The sequence below is a fragment of the Streptomyces mirabilis genome (assembly GCF_018310535.1).
In the GTDB taxonomy this organism is placed as follows: Bacteria; Actinomycetota; Actinomycetes; order Streptomycetales; family Streptomycetaceae; genus Streptomyces.
Map to the genome: position 1 here is coordinate 1,277,720 of NZ_CP074102.1, position 18,498 is coordinate 1,296,217.

General features: G+C 69.8%; 17 protein-coding genes. 7 read left to right on the forward strand and 10 right to left on the reverse strand.

The features are described from left to right. Window positions 1-16 precede the first annotated feature (16 nt). Window positions 17-844, forward strand: a complete 828-nt coding sequence (locus tag SMIR_RS05815; RefSeq protein WP_248003209.1) for a chitosanase — start codon at window positions 17-19, stop codon at window positions 842-844. Window positions 845-908: 64 nt separating this feature from the next. Here SMIR_RS05815 and SMIR_RS05820 read toward each other — a convergent pair whose 3' ends face one another. From SMIR_RS05820 to SMIR_RS05850, 7 genes are all read right to left on the reverse strand, one after another. Beyond that, window positions 909-2,306 carry a nucleobase:cation symporter-2 family protein gene (locus SMIR_RS05820; RefSeq protein WP_168497102.1) on the reverse strand — a complete coding sequence of 466 codons (1,398 nt, stop codon included), beginning with the start codon at window positions 2,304-2,306 and terminating at the stop codon, window positions 909-911. Window positions 2,307-2,572: 266 nt separating this feature from the next. Continuing rightward, window positions 2,573-3,961 (reverse strand): 8-oxoguanine deaminase, encoded by a 1,389-nt coding sequence (locus SMIR_RS05825; protein WP_212726699.1) that lies wholly within the window; start codon window positions 3,959-3,961, stop codon window positions 2,573-2,575. Between the two features lie 132 nt (window positions 3,962-4,093). Then, entirely contained in the window at window positions 4,094-5,041 is a 948-nt protein-coding gene (gene pucL, locus SMIR_RS05830) for a factor-independent urate hydroxylase (protein ID WP_212726700.1), read from the reverse strand. A 5-nt stretch (window positions 5,042-5,046) separates the two neighbouring features. After that, window positions 5,047-5,445, reverse strand: coding sequence for a hydroxyisourate hydrolase (gene uraH / locus SMIR_RS05835; protein WP_168497096.1), 399 nt, complete (start codon window positions 5,443-5,445; stop codon window positions 5,047-5,049). Further along, window positions 5,442-5,957 (reverse strand): 2-oxo-4-hydroxy-4-carboxy-5-ureidoimidazoline decarboxylase, encoded by a 516-nt coding sequence (gene uraD / locus SMIR_RS05840; RefSeq protein WP_168497094.1) that lies wholly within the window; start codon window positions 5,955-5,957, stop codon window positions 5,442-5,444. The genes uraH and uraD overlap by 4 nt, the downstream gene beginning before the upstream one ends. Before the next feature lie 133 nt (window positions 5,958-6,090). Beyond that, window positions 6,091-6,459: a helix-turn-helix domain-containing protein gene (locus tag SMIR_RS05845; protein WP_168497092.1), complete on the reverse strand. Its 369-nt coding sequence runs from the start codon at window positions 6,457-6,459 to the stop codon at window positions 6,091-6,093. Next, window positions 6,456-6,707 (reverse strand): YkoF family thiamine-binding protein, encoded by a 252-nt coding sequence (locus tag SMIR_RS05850; protein ID WP_097286782.1) that lies wholly within the window; start codon window positions 6,705-6,707, stop codon window positions 6,456-6,458. The genes SMIR_RS05845 and SMIR_RS05850 overlap by 4 nt, the downstream gene beginning before the upstream one ends. 170 nt (window positions 6,708-6,877) lie before the next feature. Here SMIR_RS05850 and SMIR_RS05855 point away from each other — a divergent pair, with 170 nt between their 5' ends. The 4 genes from SMIR_RS05855 (at window position 6,878) to SMIR_RS05870 (ending at window position 11,021) form a co-directional block, all read left to right on the forward strand. Further along, entirely contained in the window at window positions 6,878-7,735 is an 858-nt protein-coding gene (locus SMIR_RS05855) for a TIM barrel protein (RefSeq protein ID WP_212726701.1), read from the forward strand. Between the two features lie 44 nt (window positions 7,736-7,779). Then, the gene (locus SMIR_RS05860; protein WP_168497088.1) at window positions 7,780-8,706 is read left to right on the forward strand and encodes a 2-hydroxy-3-oxopropionate reductase; all 927 of its coding nucleotides are present in this window, start codon (window positions 7,780-7,782) and stop codon (window positions 8,704-8,706) included. A 294-nt stretch (window positions 8,707-9,000) separates the two neighbouring features. Further along, window positions 9,001-10,458 carry a catalase gene (locus tag SMIR_RS05865; protein WP_212726702.1) on the forward strand — a complete coding sequence of 486 codons (1,458 nt, stop codon included), beginning with the start codon at window positions 9,001-9,003 and terminating at the stop codon, window positions 10,456-10,458. Between the two features lie 326 nt (window positions 10,459-10,784). Beyond that, window positions 10,785-11,021: a hypothetical protein gene (locus tag SMIR_RS05870; protein ID WP_168497084.1), complete on the forward strand. Its 237-nt coding sequence runs from the start codon at window positions 10,785-10,787 to the stop codon at window positions 11,019-11,021. 260 nt (window positions 11,022-11,281) lie between these two features. On the opposite strand, the gene gcl is transcribed toward SMIR_RS05870, so the two are convergent. Beyond that, window positions 11,282-13,066, reverse strand: coding sequence for a glyoxylate carboligase (gcl, locus tag SMIR_RS05875; RefSeq protein ID WP_212726703.1), 1,785 nt, complete (start codon window positions 13,064-13,066; stop codon window positions 11,282-11,284). 241 nt (window positions 13,067-13,307) lie between these two features. Here gcl and SMIR_RS05880 point away from each other — a divergent pair, with 241 nt between their 5' ends. Next, window positions 13,308-14,204, forward strand: a complete 897-nt coding sequence (locus SMIR_RS05880) for a hypothetical protein (RefSeq protein WP_422664405.1) — start codon at window positions 13,308-13,310, stop codon at window positions 14,202-14,204. Between the two features lie 41 nt (window positions 14,205-14,245). On the opposite strand, the gene SMIR_RS05885 is transcribed toward SMIR_RS05880, so the two are convergent. Then, window positions 14,246-15,853: an AMP-binding protein gene (locus tag SMIR_RS05885; protein WP_212726704.1), complete on the reverse strand. Its 1,608-nt coding sequence runs from the start codon at window positions 15,851-15,853 to the stop codon at window positions 14,246-14,248. After that, the gene (locus tag SMIR_RS05890) at window positions 15,850-17,529 is read right to left on the reverse strand and encodes an AMP-binding protein (RefSeq protein ID WP_168497078.1); all 1,680 of its coding nucleotides are present in this window, start codon (window positions 17,527-17,529) and stop codon (window positions 15,850-15,852) included. The genes SMIR_RS05885 and SMIR_RS05890 overlap by 4 nt, the downstream gene beginning before the upstream one ends. Window positions 17,530-17,630: 101 nt before the next feature. Here SMIR_RS05890 and SMIR_RS05895 point away from each other — a divergent pair, with 101 nt between their 5' ends. After that, entirely contained in the window at window positions 17,631-18,470 is an 840-nt protein-coding gene (locus SMIR_RS05895) for a helix-turn-helix transcriptional regulator (protein WP_168497076.1), read from the forward strand. Window positions 18,471-18,498 lie beyond the last annotated feature (28 nt).

Here is an 18,498-nt window from a genome sequence, read left to right on the forward strand (position 1 = left end):
CCTCATCGGAGGTACCGTGCACACCCCCCACATACGTCCCCAGCTCCACACCTCGCGGCGCACACTGCTCACGCTGATCGGAGCCTCGCTGGTGGCAGGCCCCCTCCTCGCGACCCGGTCCCAGGCCGCCGCCTCAGGCGGTCTGGACGACCCGGCGAAGAAGGAGATCGCGATGAAGCTGGTCTCCAGCGCGGAGAACTCCTCGCTGGACTGGAAGGCGCAGTACAAGTACATCGAGGACATCGGTGACGGGCGCGGCTACACGGCCGGCATCATCGGCTTCTGTTCGGGCACCGGCGACATGCTGGACCTGGTCGAGCTGTACACCCAGCGCAAGCCGGGCAACGTCCTCGCCAAGTACCTGCCCGCCCTGCGCAACGTGAACGGCAGCGACTCGCACCAGGGCCTGGACCCCGGCTTCCCCGCCGACTGGCGCAAGGCCGCCCAGGACACCGCGTTCCAGCAGGCCCAGAACGACGAGCGGGACCGGGTCTACTTCAACCCCGCCGTCGCCCAGGGCAAGACCGACGGCATCGGTGTCCTCGGCCAGTTCACCTACTACGACGCCATCGTGATGCACGGCGACGGCAGTGACAGCACCAGCTTCAGCAACATCCGCAGGCGTGCCCTGGCCAAGGCCAAGCCGCCGGCCCAGGGCGGCGACGAGGTGACGTATCTGAACGCCTTCCTCGACGCGCGCGTCTGGGCGATGAAGCAGGAGGAGGCCCACTCCGACACGACCCGGGTCGACACCGAACAGCGGGTGTTCCTGCAGAAGCGGAACCTGAATCTCGATCCGCCACTGAACTGGAAGGTGTACGGGGACAGCTACCACATCGGCTGAGACCGAGACCCGGCCCCGGGGGCGGATCACCCGGCCCCCGGGGCGCGGATCCTGGCCCGGACCGCTACGCGCCCACCGCCGCGGGGCCGGGACCGGTGCGCCGGTCCACGATCTCCTCACCCGGCTCCATCGGGGCCGTGACCTCGTCGTCGTCCCGGTTTCGGCCCAGGTGGTTGAAGACGAGGTTGAGCACGACGGCCGCCAAGCACCCCGTGGAGATCCCCGAGTCCAGGACGATCCGCGCGGTCTGGGGAAACGCGTGGTAGAAGTCCGGCGCGGTGATCGGGATGATCCCGACGGCCAGCGACACGGCGACGATCAGGACGTTGTTGTCCTTCTCCAGGCCGGCCCTGACCAGGGTCTGGATGCCGCTGGCCGCGACCGAGCCGAACAGGACGACGCCTGCCCCGCCGAGGACCGGGCGCGGTACGACGGCGATCAGCGACGCGGCCATCGGGCACAGGCCCATCAGCACCAGGAAACCGCCGCCGGTGGCGACGACGTACCGGCTGCGGATCCGCGTCATCGCGACCAGCCCGATGTTCTGCGCGAAGGCGCTGCACATGAAGCCGTTGAAGAGCGGGCTGAGGGCCGAGCCGAGGGTGTCGGCGCGCAGGCCCGCCGCGATGGTCCGCTCGTCGGCGGGACGCTCGACGATCTCGCCCAACGCCAGCATGTCCGCGGTCGATTCGGTCATCGAGACCACCATGACCACACACAGCGAGAGGATCGCGGCGAGCTGGAACTGCGGGGCGCCGAAGTGGAACGGCGTCGGGAAGCCGACCACGTCCGCTTCGGTCACCGGACCGAAGTCCGTGACACCGAACGGGATCGCCACGAGCGTGCCGATGACCAGGCCGAGCAGCACGGCGATCTGCTTGACGAAACCGCGGGTGAAGCGGCGCAGCAGCAGCACGAGCACGAGCGTGGCCGCCGCGAGGCCCAGGTAGGTCGGCGAACCGTAGTCGTGCGCCGCGGGATCGGGTCCCTGCGCCCAGCCGAAGGCGACCGGCAGCAGCGAGACACCTATGAGGGTGATGACGGTGCCGGTGACGACGGGCGGGAAGAAGCGGACGGCCTTGCTGAAGAAGGGGGCCGCCACGAATCCCAGGACGCCCGCGACCATCACCGCGCCGAAGATGACCGGCAGGGCGTCCGACTTGTCCTTGGTGGAGGCGACGACGGCGGTCATGGGGGCGACGCCCGCGAAGGTGACACCGTTGACGAACGGCAGCCGCGCTCCGATCTTCCAGAAGCCGAGGGTCTGGAGGAAGGTGGCGAGGCCCGCGGTGAACAGGCAGGCGCCGGTGAGGAAGGTCAGCTCGGTGGGGGACAGACCGACGGCGGCGCCGACGATCAGGGGTGGGGCGACGACTCCGGCGTACATGGCGGCCACGTGTTGCAGACCCGTGGTGGCCATCTTGAGTGCGGGCAGTTTCTCGTCGACGGGGTGGGCGGTCACGGCGGCTCCTCCGGGCGGGTGACACGTCGGCTCTGACGTGGGTTTCGGGAGGTGGTGCGCGGTCGTGCGGGACCGGGGGGACGGAACGCCCCAAAAGGGCGAGGGAGACCGTTCCGGGGCGCGCATGTCCATGCACGCCCCGGAGACGGCCACCATGGACCCAGCTCGGGTCCACGGGCACCGGCCGAGGGCCGTCCCCCTCAGCCGGAGATCAGGTGCCGGACGGGTCCAAGTGCCTTACGGCCCAAGGAGATTGCGTACGGCGGTCAGGCCTCCGCGGCGATCCTCGCGAGGCGCTGCGCCTCCTCCCGCGTGGCGCGGGCGACGGCGTCCTCGTCGACGTGCAGCAGCCGGCCGTTCTCCACCACCGGCTCGCCGCCCACGAGCGAGAGCGTGACCGGGGCCGCCGCGCCGAAGACCAGCGCGGTCACCGGGTCGGCGATCGAGGCGTGCGCGAGGGTGTCCAGCTTCCACAGCACGAGGTCGGCGAGCTTGCCCGGCTCCAGGGAGCCGATCTCCGCCGCCCTGCCCAGGACCTGGGCGCCGCCGTAGGTGCCCAGCCGCAGCGCCTGACGGGCGTTCAGCGCGGCTTCCCGATGGGCGCCGAGGCGGTTGATGAGGAGGGCGTTGCGCAGTTCGGTATGGAGTTCGCCGGACTCGTTGGAGGCGGTGCCGTCGACGCCGAGGCCGACCGGGACGCCGGCCGCGAGCATGTCGGGGACGCGGGCGATGCCGGCCGCGAGACGGGCGTTGGACGAGGGACAGTGGGCGACACCGGTCTTCGTACGGGCGAAGGCGGCGATGTCGGAGTCGTTCATGTGGACGCAGTGCGCCATCCACACGTCCTCGCCGAGCCAGCCGGTGGACTCGAAGTACTCGGTCGGGCCCATGCCGAACAGTTCCTTGCAGAACTGCTCCTCCTCCACGGTCTCCGAGCCGTGCGTGTGCAGTCGTACGCCCTTGCGGCGGGCCAGCTCGGCGCCCTGACGCATGAGTTCGGTGGAGACCGAGAAGGGCGAGCAGGGCGCGACGGCCACCTGGGTCATGGCGCCGAAGGAGGGGTCGTGGTGCTCGTCGACCGTCGCCTCGGTGGCGGCGAGGGCGCCTTCGAGGGTCTCGACGGCGAAGTCCGGGGGCAGCCCGCCGTCCTTCTCGCTGCGGTCCATGGAGCCGCGGGCGAGGGTGAAGCGGACGCCCATCTCGCGGGCGGCCCGGATGATGGCGCCGGACAGGTCGCCGGAGCCCTGCGGGAAGACGTAGTGGTGGTCCATGGCGGTGGTGACGCCGCCGCGGGCCATCATGGCGAGGGAGCCCTGCGCCGCGGCGGAGACCATCCGCTCGTCGATGCGCGCCCAGGTCGGGTAGAGCGCGACGAGCCAGTTGAAGAGGTTGTGGTCGGTGGCCAGGCCGCGGGTGATCCACTGGTAGAAGTGGTGGTGGGTGTTGACCAGGCCGGGGGTCACGAGGTGGCCGGTGGCGTCGATGCGGCGTACGACGTTCTCCAGGCCCTCCGGGGCCCTGCCCGCGCCGAGCGACTCGATGCGGTTGTCCGCGACGACGACATGACCCGATGCGTACTCGGTGTCGCCCGCGTCCACCGTCGCGATCGCACAGTTCTCGATGACGATGCGCCGGGCTTCTGCCGATGCTGCCATGGTGCGTCCTTCTTCGTTTCGAGGGGTGGGCACGGCAGGACCCTAGGAGGTTTGAGTGCCGCGGCTGTCGACGCCACGGGTGCCGAAGGAGGGGCCTTCGCCAAGGCCTCGGAGGTTGGTGCAGAAGTGGGCTCAGAGGTTGGTGAGGTCCACCGGGATGTGCGGCTCGCAGCCGTCGCGCAAGATGGTGGCCTCGATCAGTCCGTAGGGCCGGTCGGCCGCGAAGTACACCTCGTTGTCGTTCTCGAGCCCGAACGGCTCCAGGTCGACGAGGAAGTGGTGCTTGTTGGGGAGCGAGAAGCGGACCTCGTCGATCTCGCTGCGGTTGTCGATGATCCGCGAGCCCATCTGGTACAGGGTCTGCTGCAGCGACAGGGAGTAGGTCTCCGCGAAGGCCTGGAGCATGTGCTTCCTGACCTGGTCGTAGGACTTCTCCCAGTTGGGCATCTTCTGCTCGTCGCCGGTCCAGTTGAAGCGCCAGCGGCCGGAGACCTGGGTGGCCAGGATGCGGTCGTACGCCTCGGGGAGCGTCGTGTACTTGTCCTTGACGTAGCCCCAGAACTCGGAGTTCGTCGAGTTCATCACCACGAGGTCCTTCAGCCCCGAGATGACCTCCCACGACGAGCCGTCATAGGTGATCTGGGTGACCCGGGTCTCCTGACCCTTGCGTACGAAGGAGTGCTTGACATCGTCGGCGCCGATGAACCTGGAGTTGGCGTCGGAGGTCTCGATGCGCTCCCAGACGTATTCCTCGATGCGGATGCGCGCCGTCTTGATCGGCTCCTGCGAGGTCACGAAGTGCCGGGCCAGGTGGATGCCGAACTGTTCGGCGGACTCGATGCCGTACTCCTTGGCGAAGGCGTACACCGTGTTCTTGGTGGTGTCCGTCGGCAGGACGTTGGCGTTGGAGCCCGAGTAGTGGACCTCTTCCATGTCGCCGCTCAGCGCCACGGACACGTTCAGGTCCTTGATGTGGTGCGTCGCGCCGTCGCGGGTGATCTTCACGACGCGGTTCTCGGCCTTGCCGTACTGGTTCTGTCCCAGGATCACAGGGCGGCCGCGGTGGGAATTGTCAGTCATTTCTGCTAGCTCCCTCGGTAAACGGAGTAGCCGAACGGGTTGAGCAGCAGCGGTACGTGGTAGTGCTCGCCCGGCCTGACGGCGAAGGTGATCGCCACCTCGGGGAAGAACACTCCGCTCGCACCGCTGTCCCGATTCGCGGGGGCGTCCTGCTGCGCATCGGCTTGCTTCTTCTCGAAGTACGCCTCGACCTCGAAGTCGAGCCGTACGTGGGTCGTCCCCTCCGGCAGCGCCGGGAGGTCCTTGCACCGCCCGTCCGCGTCGGTCGCCGAGCCGCCGAGCTCCCGCCAGTCAGCCGTACGGCCGCCGCGGGCCGCGAGCCGGACGGCGACACCCTCGGCGGGGCGTCCGACGCTGGTGTCCAGGATGTGGGTGGACACGGATGCGGTGGTGTCGGTGCTCATGCGTTCTCCTCCTCCACGAGACGGGCCAGCCGGATGCGGTTGATCTTGCCCAGTTCGGAGCGGACGATCTCGCGCTCCCGCTCGGGCGAGTTGCCGATCCGTTCCTTGACCGCGTCGCGCATCTGCTCGCCGGTCCGGCCGGTGGCGCAGATCAGGAAGACATGGCCGAACCTCTCCTGGTACGCCAGGTTCAGTTCGAGCATCTCCTCCTTGAGCTCCGCGGAGGCGCCGGCCATGCCGCGCTGCTCCCGGGAGGAAGTGGGGTCCCCGGGCTTCGGTCGCCCGATCGGCGGGTGCCCCGCCATCGCCTCCGCCAGGTCCTCGGCGGTCAGCTCGGCCATGGCGGCGTCGCTCGCGGCGAAGAGGTCGTCGGGGGTGATGTACGGGCGGCGGGCGAGCAGGGTGCGCACCCAGGCCGTCGAGGCGCACGCCTCCTGGAGGGCGGCGTGGGCCGCGTGCTCCTCCAGGGCATTGAACCGGGCGAGGCCGCCGGGTGTCGTACTCGAAGTCACGGGAAGCCTCCGTGGCCTTGTGCTGGACGGGCTGCGGCTAGCTAACGCCCTCGGAAACACCACGTCAACACTTTGTTGAAAAATCGAGGTAACAACCGACGCCCGGCGCGAGGCAACCACCGACGCCCGGCGCTCAGGCCTCCTTCTCGCGGTTCAGGTAGTTGTAGACGGTGAAGCGGCTGACACCCAGCGCGCTCGCCACCGTCTCCACGCCGTGCCGCACCGAGAAGGCTCCGCGGGCCTCGAGCACCCGTACGACCTCCTGCTTGGACTTGCGGTCGAGGTCGGCCAGCGGCTTGCCCTGCTTGCGCTCCAGGGCGGCCAGGATGTGATCGAGCGAGTCGGCCAGCTGCGGCAGCCGCACGGCGACCACGTCCGCACCCTCCCAGGAGAGCACGACATCGTCGGGGCCGGCCTCGTCGGGCGCCACCATCTCGCCCCCCATGGCATCGACCAGCGGTTTGACCGCCGCGACGAAGGGGTCGTTTCCGATGCCGGTCACTTATCACCCTCCCCGACCGCGTTCACCTGCAGCGAGACCCTGGTGGCGCCGGCCGCCAGAGCCCGGCGCAGCAGCGCGTCGACCGCGGTGAGCACCGCGTCCGCTTCCCCCTCGGCGGTGTTGCCGAACGGGCCGACGTCCACGGCGTCCAGCTCGGCCGCCTCGATGACCTCGCGGGCGACCAGCGCGTGCGGGGGCGCCTCGTCGAGGTCGAAGGGCTCGGTCGTGAACTCCACTCTCAATCGCACGCGCTCAACCTACTGCGCGGTGTCGATTTTCCGGCAGCCCCCTCTTGACAAGCCTCGACGCCCGACGGCAGTCTTCCATTAAGCAGAAACTAACTTCCGTAATACGGAATTCAATGACGTCTCGACTCTCGCCGCCGAACGTCTCGACACGGAAGGGAGCGCCGAGCCACATGCCGGGTTCCGAATGGGGCACAGCCACCGAGCAACGCTTCAACGTCAACCTGTCGATCCTCTTCACCGAACTCCCGCTCCTGGAGCGCCCCGCGGCCGCCGCCGCGGCGGGCTTCACCGCGGTCGAGCTGTGGTGGCCCTGGGTCGACTCCCCCACCCCCGAGCGGTCCGAACTCGACGCCCTGAAGAAGGCGATCGAGGACGCGGGCGTCCAGCTCACGGGGCTGAACTTCTACGCCGGACAGCTGCCCGGTCCCGACCGGGGCGCGCTGTCGATCCCCGGCGCGGAGTCGGAGAGGTTCCGCGCCAACATCGACGTGGCGGCCGACTTCGCGCGGTCGCTGGGCTGCAAGGCCCTCAACGCGCTCTACGGCAACCGCGTCGAGGGCGTGGAGCCGGCCGAGCAGGACGCGCTCGCGCTGGAGAACCTGGTCCTCGCGGCACGGGCCGCCGACCGGATCGGCGCGATCCTCCTGATCGAGACCCTCAACCAGCCCGAGTCACCGCTCTATCCCCTCGTGAGCGCCCCGGCGGGAGTCGCCGTCGTCGACAGGGTCAACGAGGCGACCGGCCTCGGCAACGCCAGGTTCCTCATGGACCTGTACCACCTGTCCATGAACGGCGAGGACCTGCCGTCGGTGATCGAGCGGTACGCCGCGAAGACCGGCCACGTGCAGATCGCCGACAACCCCGGCCGCGGCGCCCCGGGCACCGGGACCCTACCCCTGGAGGACCTGCTCGGCCGGCTGCGGAAGGCGGGTTACGAGGGCTGGGTCGGCCTGGAGTACAAGCCGGGCGACCGTCCGAGCGCGGCGGCCTTCGACTGGCTGCCGACCGAGGCCCGAGCCGCCCGCTGAGCGGCAACTCATCGACGTATCACAGCAGTCAGAGAGGCACCCTCATGAGCAGCACCCTTGCAGATTCCTCCCGCCCGAACCGTCCGACCCGCCCGGCGGTCGCCTGGATCGGTCTCGGCATCATGGGCTCCCCCATGTCGGAGAACCTGGTCAAGGCCGGGTACGACGTCACCGGGTTCACACTGGAGCAGGACAAGCTGGAGCGCCTCGCCGCCGCGGGCGGTACGGCCGCCGGTTCGATCGCCGAGGCCGTGCGGGACGCCGACGTGGTGATCACGATGGTGCCCGCCTCCCCGCAGGTCGAGGCCATCGCGTACGGCCCCGACGGCATCCTGGAGAACGCGAGGTCCGGCGCGCTGCTGATCGACATGTCGTCGATCACCCCGCAGACCTCCGTGGACCTCGCGAACGCCGCCGCCGCGAAGGGGATCCGGGTTCTGGACGCTCCCGTGTCCGGTGGCGAGGCCGGGGCGATCGAGGCCGTGCTGTCGATCATGGTCGGCGGCGAGCAGGCCGACTTCGACGAGGCCGAGCCGATCTTCGAGGCGCTCGGCAAGACCATCGTGCTCTGCGGTCCGCACGGCTCCGGCCAGACCGTGAAGGCCGCGAACCAGCTGATCGTCGCCGTGAACATCCAGGCGTGCGCCGAGGCCGTGGTCTTCCTGGAGAAGTCCGGCGTGGACCTGAAGGCCGCGCTCGACGTCCTGGGCGGCGGGCTCGCCGGCTCCACCGTACTGACGCGGAAGAAGGACAACTTCCTGAACCGCGACTTCAAGCCGGGCTTCCGCATCGACCTGCACCACAAGGACATGGGCATCGTCACGGACGCCGCCCGCACGGTCGGCGCCGCGCTGCCGGTGGGCTCCGTGGTCGCCCAGCTCGTCGCCTCCCTGCGCGCCCAGGGCGACGGCGGCCTCGACCACTCGGCCCTCCTGCGATCCGTGGAGCGCCTCTCGGGCGCAAAACTCTGACACGGCCCGGTCACGCCGGGCCCGGCCCTTGCGCCTCGGGCACGACGGGATGCGTCGAGCGCGATCAGACGCGCCGGACGCGGCCTGACATGCCGGGCGCAGCCCCGTGAACTCCGGGGCGGTACTGAGACTTCCGGGTGGTGTCGTCGCTGACACCTGTCCTGTCGCGCCCAAGCGGTGGCGCCACCCGGAACCCAACCCATTTCAACAAACTGTTGACGTTCGGAACGCCCCAAACCTAGGCTCCACAAAGCGGAAGTCGGTTTCCGCTGCCCCTCGCATGGAAGGTTCACGATGTCGAAGCGCGTGCTTACGACCGAGTCCGGCGCTCCCGTCGCCGACAACCAGAACTCAGCCACCGCCGGCGCAGGCGGCCCGCTCCTCCTCCAGGACCAGCACCTCCTGGAGAAGCTCGCCCGGTTCAACCGCGAGCGCATCCCGGAGCGCGTGGTGCACGCCCGCGGCTCCGGCGCGTACGGCCACTTCGAGGTCACGGACGACGTCACCGGATTCACCCACGCCGACTTCCTGAACACGGTCGGCAAGCGCACCGAGGTCTTCCTGCGCTTCTCCACCGTCGCCGACAACCTGGGCGGCGCGGACGCCGTCCGCGACCCGCGCGGCTTCGCGGTCAAGTTCTACACGGAGGAGGGGAATTACGACCTCGTCGGGAACAACACCCCCGTCTTCTTCATCAAGGACCCGCTCAAGTTCCCCGACTTCATCCACTCCCAGAAGCGCGACCCGTTCACGGGCAAGCAGGAGCCGGACAACGTCTGGGACTTCTGGGCGCACGCCCCCGAGGCCACGCACCAGGTGACCTGGCTGATGGGCGACCGCGGCATCCCCGCCTCGTACCGGCACATGAACGGCTACGGCTCGCACACCTACCAGTGGACGAACGCCGAGGGCGAGGCCTTCTTCGTCAAGTACCACTTCAAGACGAACCAGGGCGTCCGCAGCCTCTCCACCGAGCAGGCGCAGGAGATCGCGGGCAAGGACCCGAACTCCCACCAGACGGACCTGCTCCAGGCGATCGAGCGGAGCGTGCGCCCGTCCTGGACCCTCTACGTCCAGATCATGCCCGCGGCCGAGGCGGCGGACTACCGCTTCAACCCCTTCGACCTCACCAAGGTGTGGCCGCACAAGGACTTCCCGCTCCAGCGCGTGGGCCGGCTGGTCCTGGACCGCAACCCCGACAACGTCTTCGCCGAGGTCGAGCAGGCCGCGTTCTCCCCGAACAACTTCGTTCCGGGCATCGGCCCCTCCCCCGACAAGATGCTCCAGGGCCGGCTGTTCGCCTACGCGGACGCCCACCGCTACCGCCTCGGCGTCAACCACACCCAGCTCGCGGTGAACGCGCCGAAGGCCACGACCGCGGACAACTACGGCCGCGACGGCTTCATGGCGTCCAACGCGCAGGGCCGCGCCGCCAAGAACTACGAGCCGAACTCCTACGGCGGCCCGGCCGAGACCGGCCGCCCGCTGTCGGCCCCGCTGGCCGTCGCCGGCTGGACCGGCGCCCACGAGGCTCCCCTCCACACCAAGGACGACGACTTCTTCCAGGCGGGCGAGCTCTACCGCCTGATGTCGGCCGAGGAGCGGTCCCGGCTGATCGCGAACATCGCCGGCGGCCTCGCACAGGTCTCCCGCGACGACGTCGTCGAGAAGAACCTCGCCCACTTCCACGCCGCCGACCCGGAGTACGGCCGGCGCGTGGCGGAAGCGGTCCACGCCCTGCGCGAGGACTGACCCCCCGACCGCGTCACCGGGCCAGACGGGAGGTCGGCCCGCTGACGCGCGGCCCGCGAGGACCCGAGCGACCCGGATGAGGGGTGGTCGCCGGTGGCACGCGGGCACGACGAGGACCGCGGCGGATGCGAGCCAGTGCGGTGGTGAAGGTCCCGGGACCCTCTTCTCGACCTGAGGGAAGGCAGGCTCCGGTTCCGTCGCGACCACCGCGGTCCCCGTCACACACCGAGCGAGGCGCCGGGTACGGACTCCGTACCCGGCGCCTCGGCGTGCTCCGGGGGTGCTCCCGGGGTGCGGAGTCGGCCGGAGCACAGCAGCCTGAAAGCATGGACTATCCCAGCATCGTCGTGCACGCCCCGGCACTGGACGGCTCGCGACGGGTCACCACGGGGGACGAGACGCTCGGTGTCGCCTACCACCTCGACGACGTCGTCGAGATCCTGCGGCGGGCCGAGGTCGACCTGGACGAGATCGAGGTCGACAAGAGCGACATCATCGACTGGCAGGGCGGCGGCCCCGACCACTGGCCGGGATTCGAGGAACTCGAGCTCCCGGACGACTGAGAACACGGCTCGGACACGTACGCCAGTGGACGTACGCCGACTACGCAACCCTCAAATCAAGCTCTGAACACGACCCCAGGGGCTTCAACTCACCCCGGTGATGGGCACATTCTCGGCACACGGGGCCCGCCGGCACGGGGGCGGCGGGCCTCGTGACGGGGGTTACGGGGGTACGAAGGTACGGGGGAACACGGGGGAAAAACACAAGGGGCGGCTCACCCGAACGGTGAACCGCCCCTGATACGTGAGGGACGCGTACGTCAGACCTTCAGTGTCCTGATGGATGTGGGCGCGTGGCCCGGCTCGGTCGCGATCTCCTCGAACTCCACGACGTTTCCGATGTCGTTCGTCGTGGACATCGAGATGTTGGTGACGCGCTCCAGGATCGCCTCGACGACGACCGGCACCCGGTACTCGGCGGCGAGCTTCTTGGCCTGCTCGAAGGCGGCACCCAGCTCGGCCGGATCGGTGACGCGGATCGCCTTGCAGCCGAGGCCCTCGACGACCTTGACGTGGTCGACGCCATAGACGCCGAGTTCGGGCGAGTTGATGTTCTCGAACTCCAGCTTGACCTGGAAGTCGATGTCGAAGGCCCGCTGCGCCTGGCGGATCAGGCCCAGGTAGGAGTTGTTGACCAGGACATGGACGTACGGGATCCGGTGCTGGGCGCCGACGGCCAGTTCCTCGATCATGAACTGGAAGTCGTAGTCGCCGGAGAGGGCGACGACGGAGGCCTCCGGGTCGGCCTTGGCGACGCCGAGCGCGGCCGGGATCGTCCAGCCGAGCGGTCCCGCCTGGCCGCAGTTGATCCAGTGCCGGGGCTGGTAGACGTGCAGCATCTGGGCGCCGGCGATCTGCGAGAGGCCGATGGTGGAGACGTACCGGGTCTCCGGGCCGAAGGCCTTGTTCATCTCCTCGTAGACGCGCTGCGGCTTGATCGGGATGTCGTCGAAGTGCGTACGGCGCTGGAGGGTCGCCCTGCGCTCCTGGGCGGAGGCGGCCCACGCGGAGCGGTCCGGCAGCCGGCCCTCGGCCCTGAGTTCCTTCGCCACCTGGACGAACAGTTCGAGCGCGGCCTTCGCGTCGGAGGCGATGCCGTAGTCCGGGGCGAAGATCTTGCCGATCTGGGTGGGCTCGATGTCGACGTGGACGAAGGTGCGGCCCGCCGTGTAGACGTCCAGCTTGCCGGTGTGACGGTTGGCCCAGCGGTTGCCGACGCCGAGGACGAAGTCGGACTCCAGGAAGGTCGCGTTGCCGTAGCGGTGCGAGGTCTGCAGGCCCACCATGCCGGCGTTCAGCTCGTGGTCGTCGGGCAGGACGCCCCAGCCCATCAGGGTCGGGACGACCGGGATGCCTGTCAACTCGGCGAATTCCACGAGGAGTTCACAGGCATCGGCGTTGATGACACCGCCGCCTGCGACGATCAGCGGCCGCTCGGACTCGTTCAGCAGCCCGATCGCCTTCTCGATCTGGGCACGGGTGGCGGCGGGCTTGTACGCCTGGAGCGGCTCGTACGTCTCCGGGTCGAACTCGATCTCGGTGAGCTGGACGTCGACGGGCAGGTCGATGAGGACCGGGCCCGGACGGCCGGAGCGCATGAGGTGGAAGGCCTGCTGGAAGACGCCGGGGACCTGGGCCGCCTCCAGCACGGTGACCGCCATCTTGGTCACCGGCTTCGCGATCGAGGCGATGTCGACGGCCTGGAAGTCCTCTTTGTGGATCACGGCGGTCGGCGCCTGGCCCGTGATGCACAGGATCGGGATCGAGTCGCCGATGGCGGAGTAGAGGCCGGTGATCATGTCGGTGCCCGCGGGTCCCGACGTGCCGATGCAGACGCCGATGTTGCCCGGGTGGGTGCGGGTGTAGCCCTCCGCCATGTGCGAGGCGCCCTCGACATGGCGGGCAAGGGTGTGGCTGATCCCCCCGGAGGCCTTGAGGGCCGCGTAGAAGGGGTTGATCGCCGCGCCCGGGACGCCGAACGCGTCGCTGACGCCCTCGCGCTTGAGGATCTCGACTGCCGCGCGGGCAGCGGTCATACGAGCCATGGAGTACTCCTGCTTCGGCTGTCGGATTCGCGCTCCCGTCGCGCCCCGCGGAGAGCTGGCGATTCCTGGTGATTCCGCAATACGGAAATTCCACATTACGGAAATTAACTTCTACTATCTGGAAGTAATGTAGGTGGCGTACCGAAGAGCGTCAAGGGCGCGCACGCGGCTGGATCCGCGGGGGGAAAGGGCTGGGGTTGTCGACGCGTTTCGCTGCCGCGGGCCCCCCGCCTGGAGGACGATGGACACGCTGTCCCGACGTGACGTCCTGGAGTGGGCCATGGCCGAGAGCGTGCCGGTGCGGTGTCCGGCCTGCCGTCGCGAGCATCTCTTCGCCGCGCCGTCGTACCCGTGCGTGTGCGGCGCCCCCGTCACGCCCCCGCTCGACCGCCTCGCCGATCCCGCGCCGGTCACCCACCGCACGTGGGACGAGGACTGGGTCACGGTCCCCTGCGACACCTGCGGGCGCGCGGACCAGTGGCCCCACCCGGAACTGGACTGCCCCTGCGGAACCATGCTGCGGATTCCGGTACGAGGGGTACGGCGCCCCCTGCGCGCGGAGGTCGTGCCGGGCACCGGCGCCCCCGCGGACCTGGAGACGGAACCGGAGGCGGCACCGCACACTCCCGAGCCGCCGCCCCCCGGTACCGCCGGGCCGCCGCCCCTCAGTACCGCAGGGGCGTCACCCGCCCCCGCCGCGCCGGGAAGCCCTCCCATCCCCGACCACGTCCCGCTGCCCCGCACCACCCCGACACCGCGCCCGGTGTTCCAGCCGGTGACCATCCGTACCGCCCGGGACGCCGTGACGGCGGCCGCGCTGTATCTGCGGTGGCTCGGCTACCGCGACATCCGCAAGGCGGATCAGCGCCCGCCCTCGGGCATCGGACTCGCCGCCCGCGGCATCCTGGCGCAGGTGGACCCCACCGTCCGCCCGGCCACACTGCGCGACGTGGAGTGCCTGTGGTTGACGGCCATGTCGGAGTCCACGGGATGCGTCTACTTCTCCCTGGCCGGGTACGCGGACAACGCCCACCGTCGCGCCGACGCCCTCGGGATCCCCCTCTTCGTCCTCGACCTCACGGGCACCCCCCAGCCGGTGAACACCCACGCCGACGAACTCCTCGCCACCGGCGCCTGAACCCGGCACGAGGGCCTGAACCCCCGGCAGGGGGAAGCGTCCTAGTCGGCGTACGTCTGCCGCAGTTCGATCTTGCGGACCTTCCCCGACACCGTCATCGGGAAGGACTCCAGGACCTCCAGGCGGCTGGGGATCTTGTAGTGGGCCAACCGGTCCTCGCAGAAGACGCGCAGTTCCTCCAGCGTCAAGGGGTCGGCCGGGTCGAGCGGGATGACGCAGGCGAGCACCTCCTCGCCGTAGCGCTCGTGGGGCACCCCGACCACCTGGACATCGGCGATCTTCGGATGGGCGTAGAGGAACTCCTCGATCTCGCGCGGGTAGATGTTCTCGCCACCGCGGATGATCATGTCCTTGATGCGGCCGACGATCTCGACGTACCCGTCCTCACGCATCACTGCGAGGTCGCCCGTGTGCATCCAGCGCCCCGCGTCAACGGCTTCGGACGTCTTCTCGGGCTCGTTCCAGTAGCCGAGCATCACGCTGTAACCGCGGGTGCACAGCTCTCCTGCGGTGCCGCGCGGCTGCGTCACCCCCTCCGCCGGGTCCACGACCTTCACCTCCAGGTGCGGGAGCACCCGGCCGACGGTGCCGGTGCGGTGCTCCAGGTCGTCGTCCCTGCGGGTCTGCAGGGACACGGGCGAGGTCTCGGTCATGCCGTAGCAGATGGAGACCTCCGCCATGTGCATCTCGGCGACCACCCGCTTCATCACCTCGACCGGGCACGGCGAGCCCGCCATGATGCCGGTGCGCAGCGAGGACAGGTCGTACGTCGCGAAGCCGGGGAGGTTCAACTCCGCGATGAACATGGTCGGTACGCCGTACAGCGAGGTGCAGTGCTCGTCCTGGACCGCGCGGAGCGTCGCCGCCGGATCGAAGGAGGGCGCGGGGATGACCATGCAGGCGCCGTGCGAGGTCGCCGCGAGGTTGCCCATCACCATGCCGAAGCAGTGGTAGAAGGGCACGGGGATGCAGATCCGGTCCTGCTCGCTGTAGGCGATCGACTCGCCCACGAAGTAACCGTTGTTGAGGATGTTGTGGTGGGAGAGGGTCGCCCCCTTGGGGAAGCCCGTCGTACCCGAGGTGTACTGGATGTTGATGGGGTCGTCGCAGGACAACTCGCTCTTGCGGATCCAGAATTCCTCGTAGAGATCCGGGGTCCCGCGCCCGATCAGGGCGTCCCAACTCGGGTCACCGATGTAGACGGTCTCCCGCAACTGCGGGCATCTGTCGCGCACTTGCTCGACCATCGCCCGGTAGTCGCTGGTCTTGTGGCTGAGGGAGGCGAAGAGCAGCGAGATGCCGGCCTGCTGGAGAACGTACTCGACCTCGTGGGTGCGGTAGGCCGGGTTGATGTTCACCATGACCGCGCCGATGCGGGCGGTGGCGTACTGGACGAGCACCCACTCCGGGCAGTTGACCGCCCAGATGCCCACCCGGTCGCCCCGGGCGATGCCGGTGGCCAGCAGCGCGTACGCCAACTCGTCGACGTCCGCGGAGAACTGGGCGTATGTCCAGCGCCGCCCGGACGGCACGTCAACGAGCGCCTCCCGGTCCGGCCAGGCCGTGACCGCCCGGTCCAGGTTGGCCCCGATGGTGTCGCCGAGCAGGGTCGTCGCGCTCGTCCCGTGCGCGTAGGAGAGTGTGCTCACCGGAAGTCCTCCTCGCGGTACTCGGCGTCCGAGCCCGCGGCCGTGGCCTCGCGCAGCTCGATCCGGCGGATCTTGCCGGAGATGGTCTTGGGGAGTGCGCCGAACTCCAGACGGCGGATGCGCTTGTACGGCGCGAGCACCGTCCGCGAGTGTTCGAAGAGCACCTTCGCCAGGTCGGGGCCGGGTTCGTGGCCCGCGGCGAGGACGATGTACGCCTTCGGGACGGCGAGCCGCAGCTCGTCGGGGGCCGGGACGACGGCCGCCTCCGCCACCGCCTCGTGCTCCAGCAGGGCGCTCTCCAGCTCGAAGGGCGAGATCTTGTAGTCGGAGGCCTTGAACACGTCGTCGGCACGGCCGACGTAGGTGATGTATCCGTCCTCGTCCCGGGCGCCGATGTCACCGGTGCGGTAGTAGCCGCCCGCCATCGCCTCCGCCGTACGGTCGGCGGCGCCGTGGTAGCCGGTCATCACGCCCACCGGCCGCGCTGACAGGTCGAGCGCGATCTCCCCCTCCGCAGCCCCGGGCGCACCCGAGACCGGGTCGAGGAGTTCGACGCGGAAGCCGGGACTCGGCCGTCCCATCGAGCCCGTCTTGAGCTGCTGCCCGGGGCTGTTGGAGACCTGGACGGCCGTCTCGGTCTGCCCGAAGCCGTCCCGGATGGTGACGCCCCAGGCGCGCCGTACCTGCTCGATGACCTCCGGGTTCAGCGGCTCACCGGCGGCGACGGCCTCACGCGGCGGGGTGCGCAGTTGCGTCAGGTCGGCCTGGATGAGCATCCGCCACACCGTGGGCGGGGCGCAGAAGGTGGTGACGCCCGCCCGGTCCATCTCCGCCATCAGCCGGCCCGCGTCGAAGCGCGTGTAGTTGTGGATGAAGACGGTCGCCTCCGCGTTCCAGGGCGCGAAGAGGTTGGACCAGGCGTGCTTGGCCCAGCCGGGCGAGGAGATGTTCAGATGCACGTCGCCTGGCTTGAGCCCGATCCAGTACATCGTCGACAGATGACCGATCGGGTAGGAGGCGTGGGTGTGCTCGACGAGCTTGGGGCGGGCGGTGGTGCCGGAGGTGAAGTAGAGCATCAGCGGATCGTCCGAGTGGGTGACCCCCTCGGGCTCGAAGCCCGGGTCGGCGGCGTACGCCTCCTCGTAGGACTGCCAGCCGGGCCGCGCTCCACCCACCGTGATCCGGGTCTGGCGGCCGGGCACTTCGTCGAACTTCTCCGCTTCTTCGGCGCGCGCGATCACGTGCCGGACGCGGCCGCGCTCGACCCGGTCGCGCAGGTCGGCGGGGCCCAGCAGGGTCGTCGCGGGGATGACGACGGCGCGCAGCTTCATCGCGGCGAGGGCCGTCTCCCACAGCTCCACCTGGTTGCCGAGCATGACCAGGACGCGGTCCTCGGCGCGTACACCCCGCGCGCGCAGCCAGTTGGCCACCCGGTTCGAACGCTCGGAGAGGGCGGCGAAGGAGAACTCGGCGCGCTCGCCGTCCTCCTCGACGATGTGCAGGGCGGTGCGGTCGTTGCCCCGTGCGATGACGTCGAACCAGTCGAGCGCCCAGTTGAAGGACTCCGGGCGGGGCCAGTCGAAACCCTCGTACGCCGTGGCGTAGTCCGCGCGGTGCTCCAGCAGGAAGTCCCGCGCGGCGCGGAACTGGTCCGTCGCACCGTTCGTCACCGTCATGTGTCCTCCTCGTTGCCGCACAGCCGCTTACCATCGTGTATTCCGTGATGGAGGTCTCACCACCCCCGAACGGGGGTACGCCGCGAAGAAGGGGCGAACACGTGGCAGCAGACACGGCCGAGGCGGTGGAGATGCGTGGTGCGCTGGTACGACTGCGGCGCGCCACGGGACTGCCGGTCGCCTTCGGCGGCCTCGTCGAACCCGGTCGCGCCCAGGTACGTATCAGCGAACTCAGCGGTACGGCGACGCCCGCGCTCAGCGCCCTCGCCGTGTCCTCGGGCAACGGCCTGGGCGGCAAGGCGGTCGCACTGGCCCGGCCCTGCGCGGTGACGGACTACTCCGCCTCCCGTCAGATCAGCCACGAGTACGACGTGGCGGTCGCCACGGAGGGCCTGTGTTCCGTGATCGCCGTACCCGTCGTCGTACGCCGCCGGGTGCGCGGGGTGTTGTACGGCGCCCTGCGCACGGCCCAGCCCCTGGGCGACCGCACGCTCGGCGCGGCGGTGGCGGCGGCCCGGGACGTGGAGCAGGCGCTGGTCGTACGGGACGAGGCGCAGGGGCTGCTGACCGTCGCCCGGGAGCCCGAACCGGCGGTCGGGAGCCCCGCGTGGGAGGAGGTCCGCGAGGCGCACGGGGCGCTGCGGGCACTGGCGCCGCGCATCGTCGACCCGGCGCTGCGGGCCGAACTGCTCGACGCGTGCAGGCGGCTGGCCGGTGCGGCGGCGTCCGACGCCCGGACGCCTCGCGTCGACCTCGCTCCGCGCGAGGTGGACGTCCTCGCCTGCGTCGCGGCGGGAGCCACCAACGGAGGTGCCGCCGAGCGGTTGGGGGTGCGGCCGGAGACGGTCAAGGGGTATCTGCGCTCGGCCATGCGGAAGCTCGGTGCGCGCACCCGGCTGGAGGCGGTGGTCGCCGCACGGCGAGCCGGATTGCTGCCGTAGCTCTCCGACCGCCTCGGCCTTGGCCGCT

What these genes read in the sequence shown, in the direction of transcription:
- SMIR_RS05855 (WP_212726701.1), top strand. Translation starts at nt 6,878, where the DNA reads ATGCCGGGTTCCGAATGGGGCACAGCCACCGAGCAACGCTTCAACGTC.
- SMIR_RS05890 (WP_168497078.1), bottom strand. Translation starts at nt 17,529, where the DNA reads ATGACGGTGACGAACGGTGCGACGGACCAGTTCCGCGCCGCGCGGGAC.
- pucL (WP_212726700.1), bottom strand. Translation starts at nt 5,041, where the DNA reads ATGACTGACAATTCCCACCGCGGCCGCCCTGTGATCCTGGGACAGAAC.
- SMIR_RS05825 (WP_212726699.1), bottom strand. Translation starts at nt 3,961, where the DNA reads ATGGCAGCATCGGCAGAAGCCCGGCGCATCGTCATCGAGAACTGTGCG.
- SMIR_RS05860 (WP_168497088.1), top strand. Translation starts at nt 7,780, where the DNA reads ATGAGCAGCACCCTTGCAGATTCCTCCCGCCCGAACCGTCCGACCCGC.
- SMIR_RS05865 (WP_212726702.1), top strand. Translation starts at nt 9,001, where the DNA reads ATGTCGAAGCGCGTGCTTACGACCGAGTCCGGCGCTCCCGTCGCCGAC.
- SMIR_RS05870 (WP_168497084.1), top strand. Translation starts at nt 10,785, where the DNA reads ATGGACTATCCCAGCATCGTCGTGCACGCCCCGGCACTGGACGGCTCG.
- SMIR_RS05880 (WP_422664405.1), top strand. Translation starts at nt 13,308, where the DNA reads ATGGACACGCTGTCCCGACGTGACGTCCTGGAGTGGGCCATGGCCGAG.
- gcl (WP_212726703.1), bottom strand. Translation starts at nt 13,066, where the DNA reads ATGGCTCGTATGACCGCTGCCCGCGCGGCAGTCGAGATCCTCAAGCGC.
- uraH (WP_168497096.1), bottom strand. Translation starts at nt 5,445, where the DNA reads ATGAGCACCGACACCACCGCATCCGTGTCCACCCACATCCTGGACACC.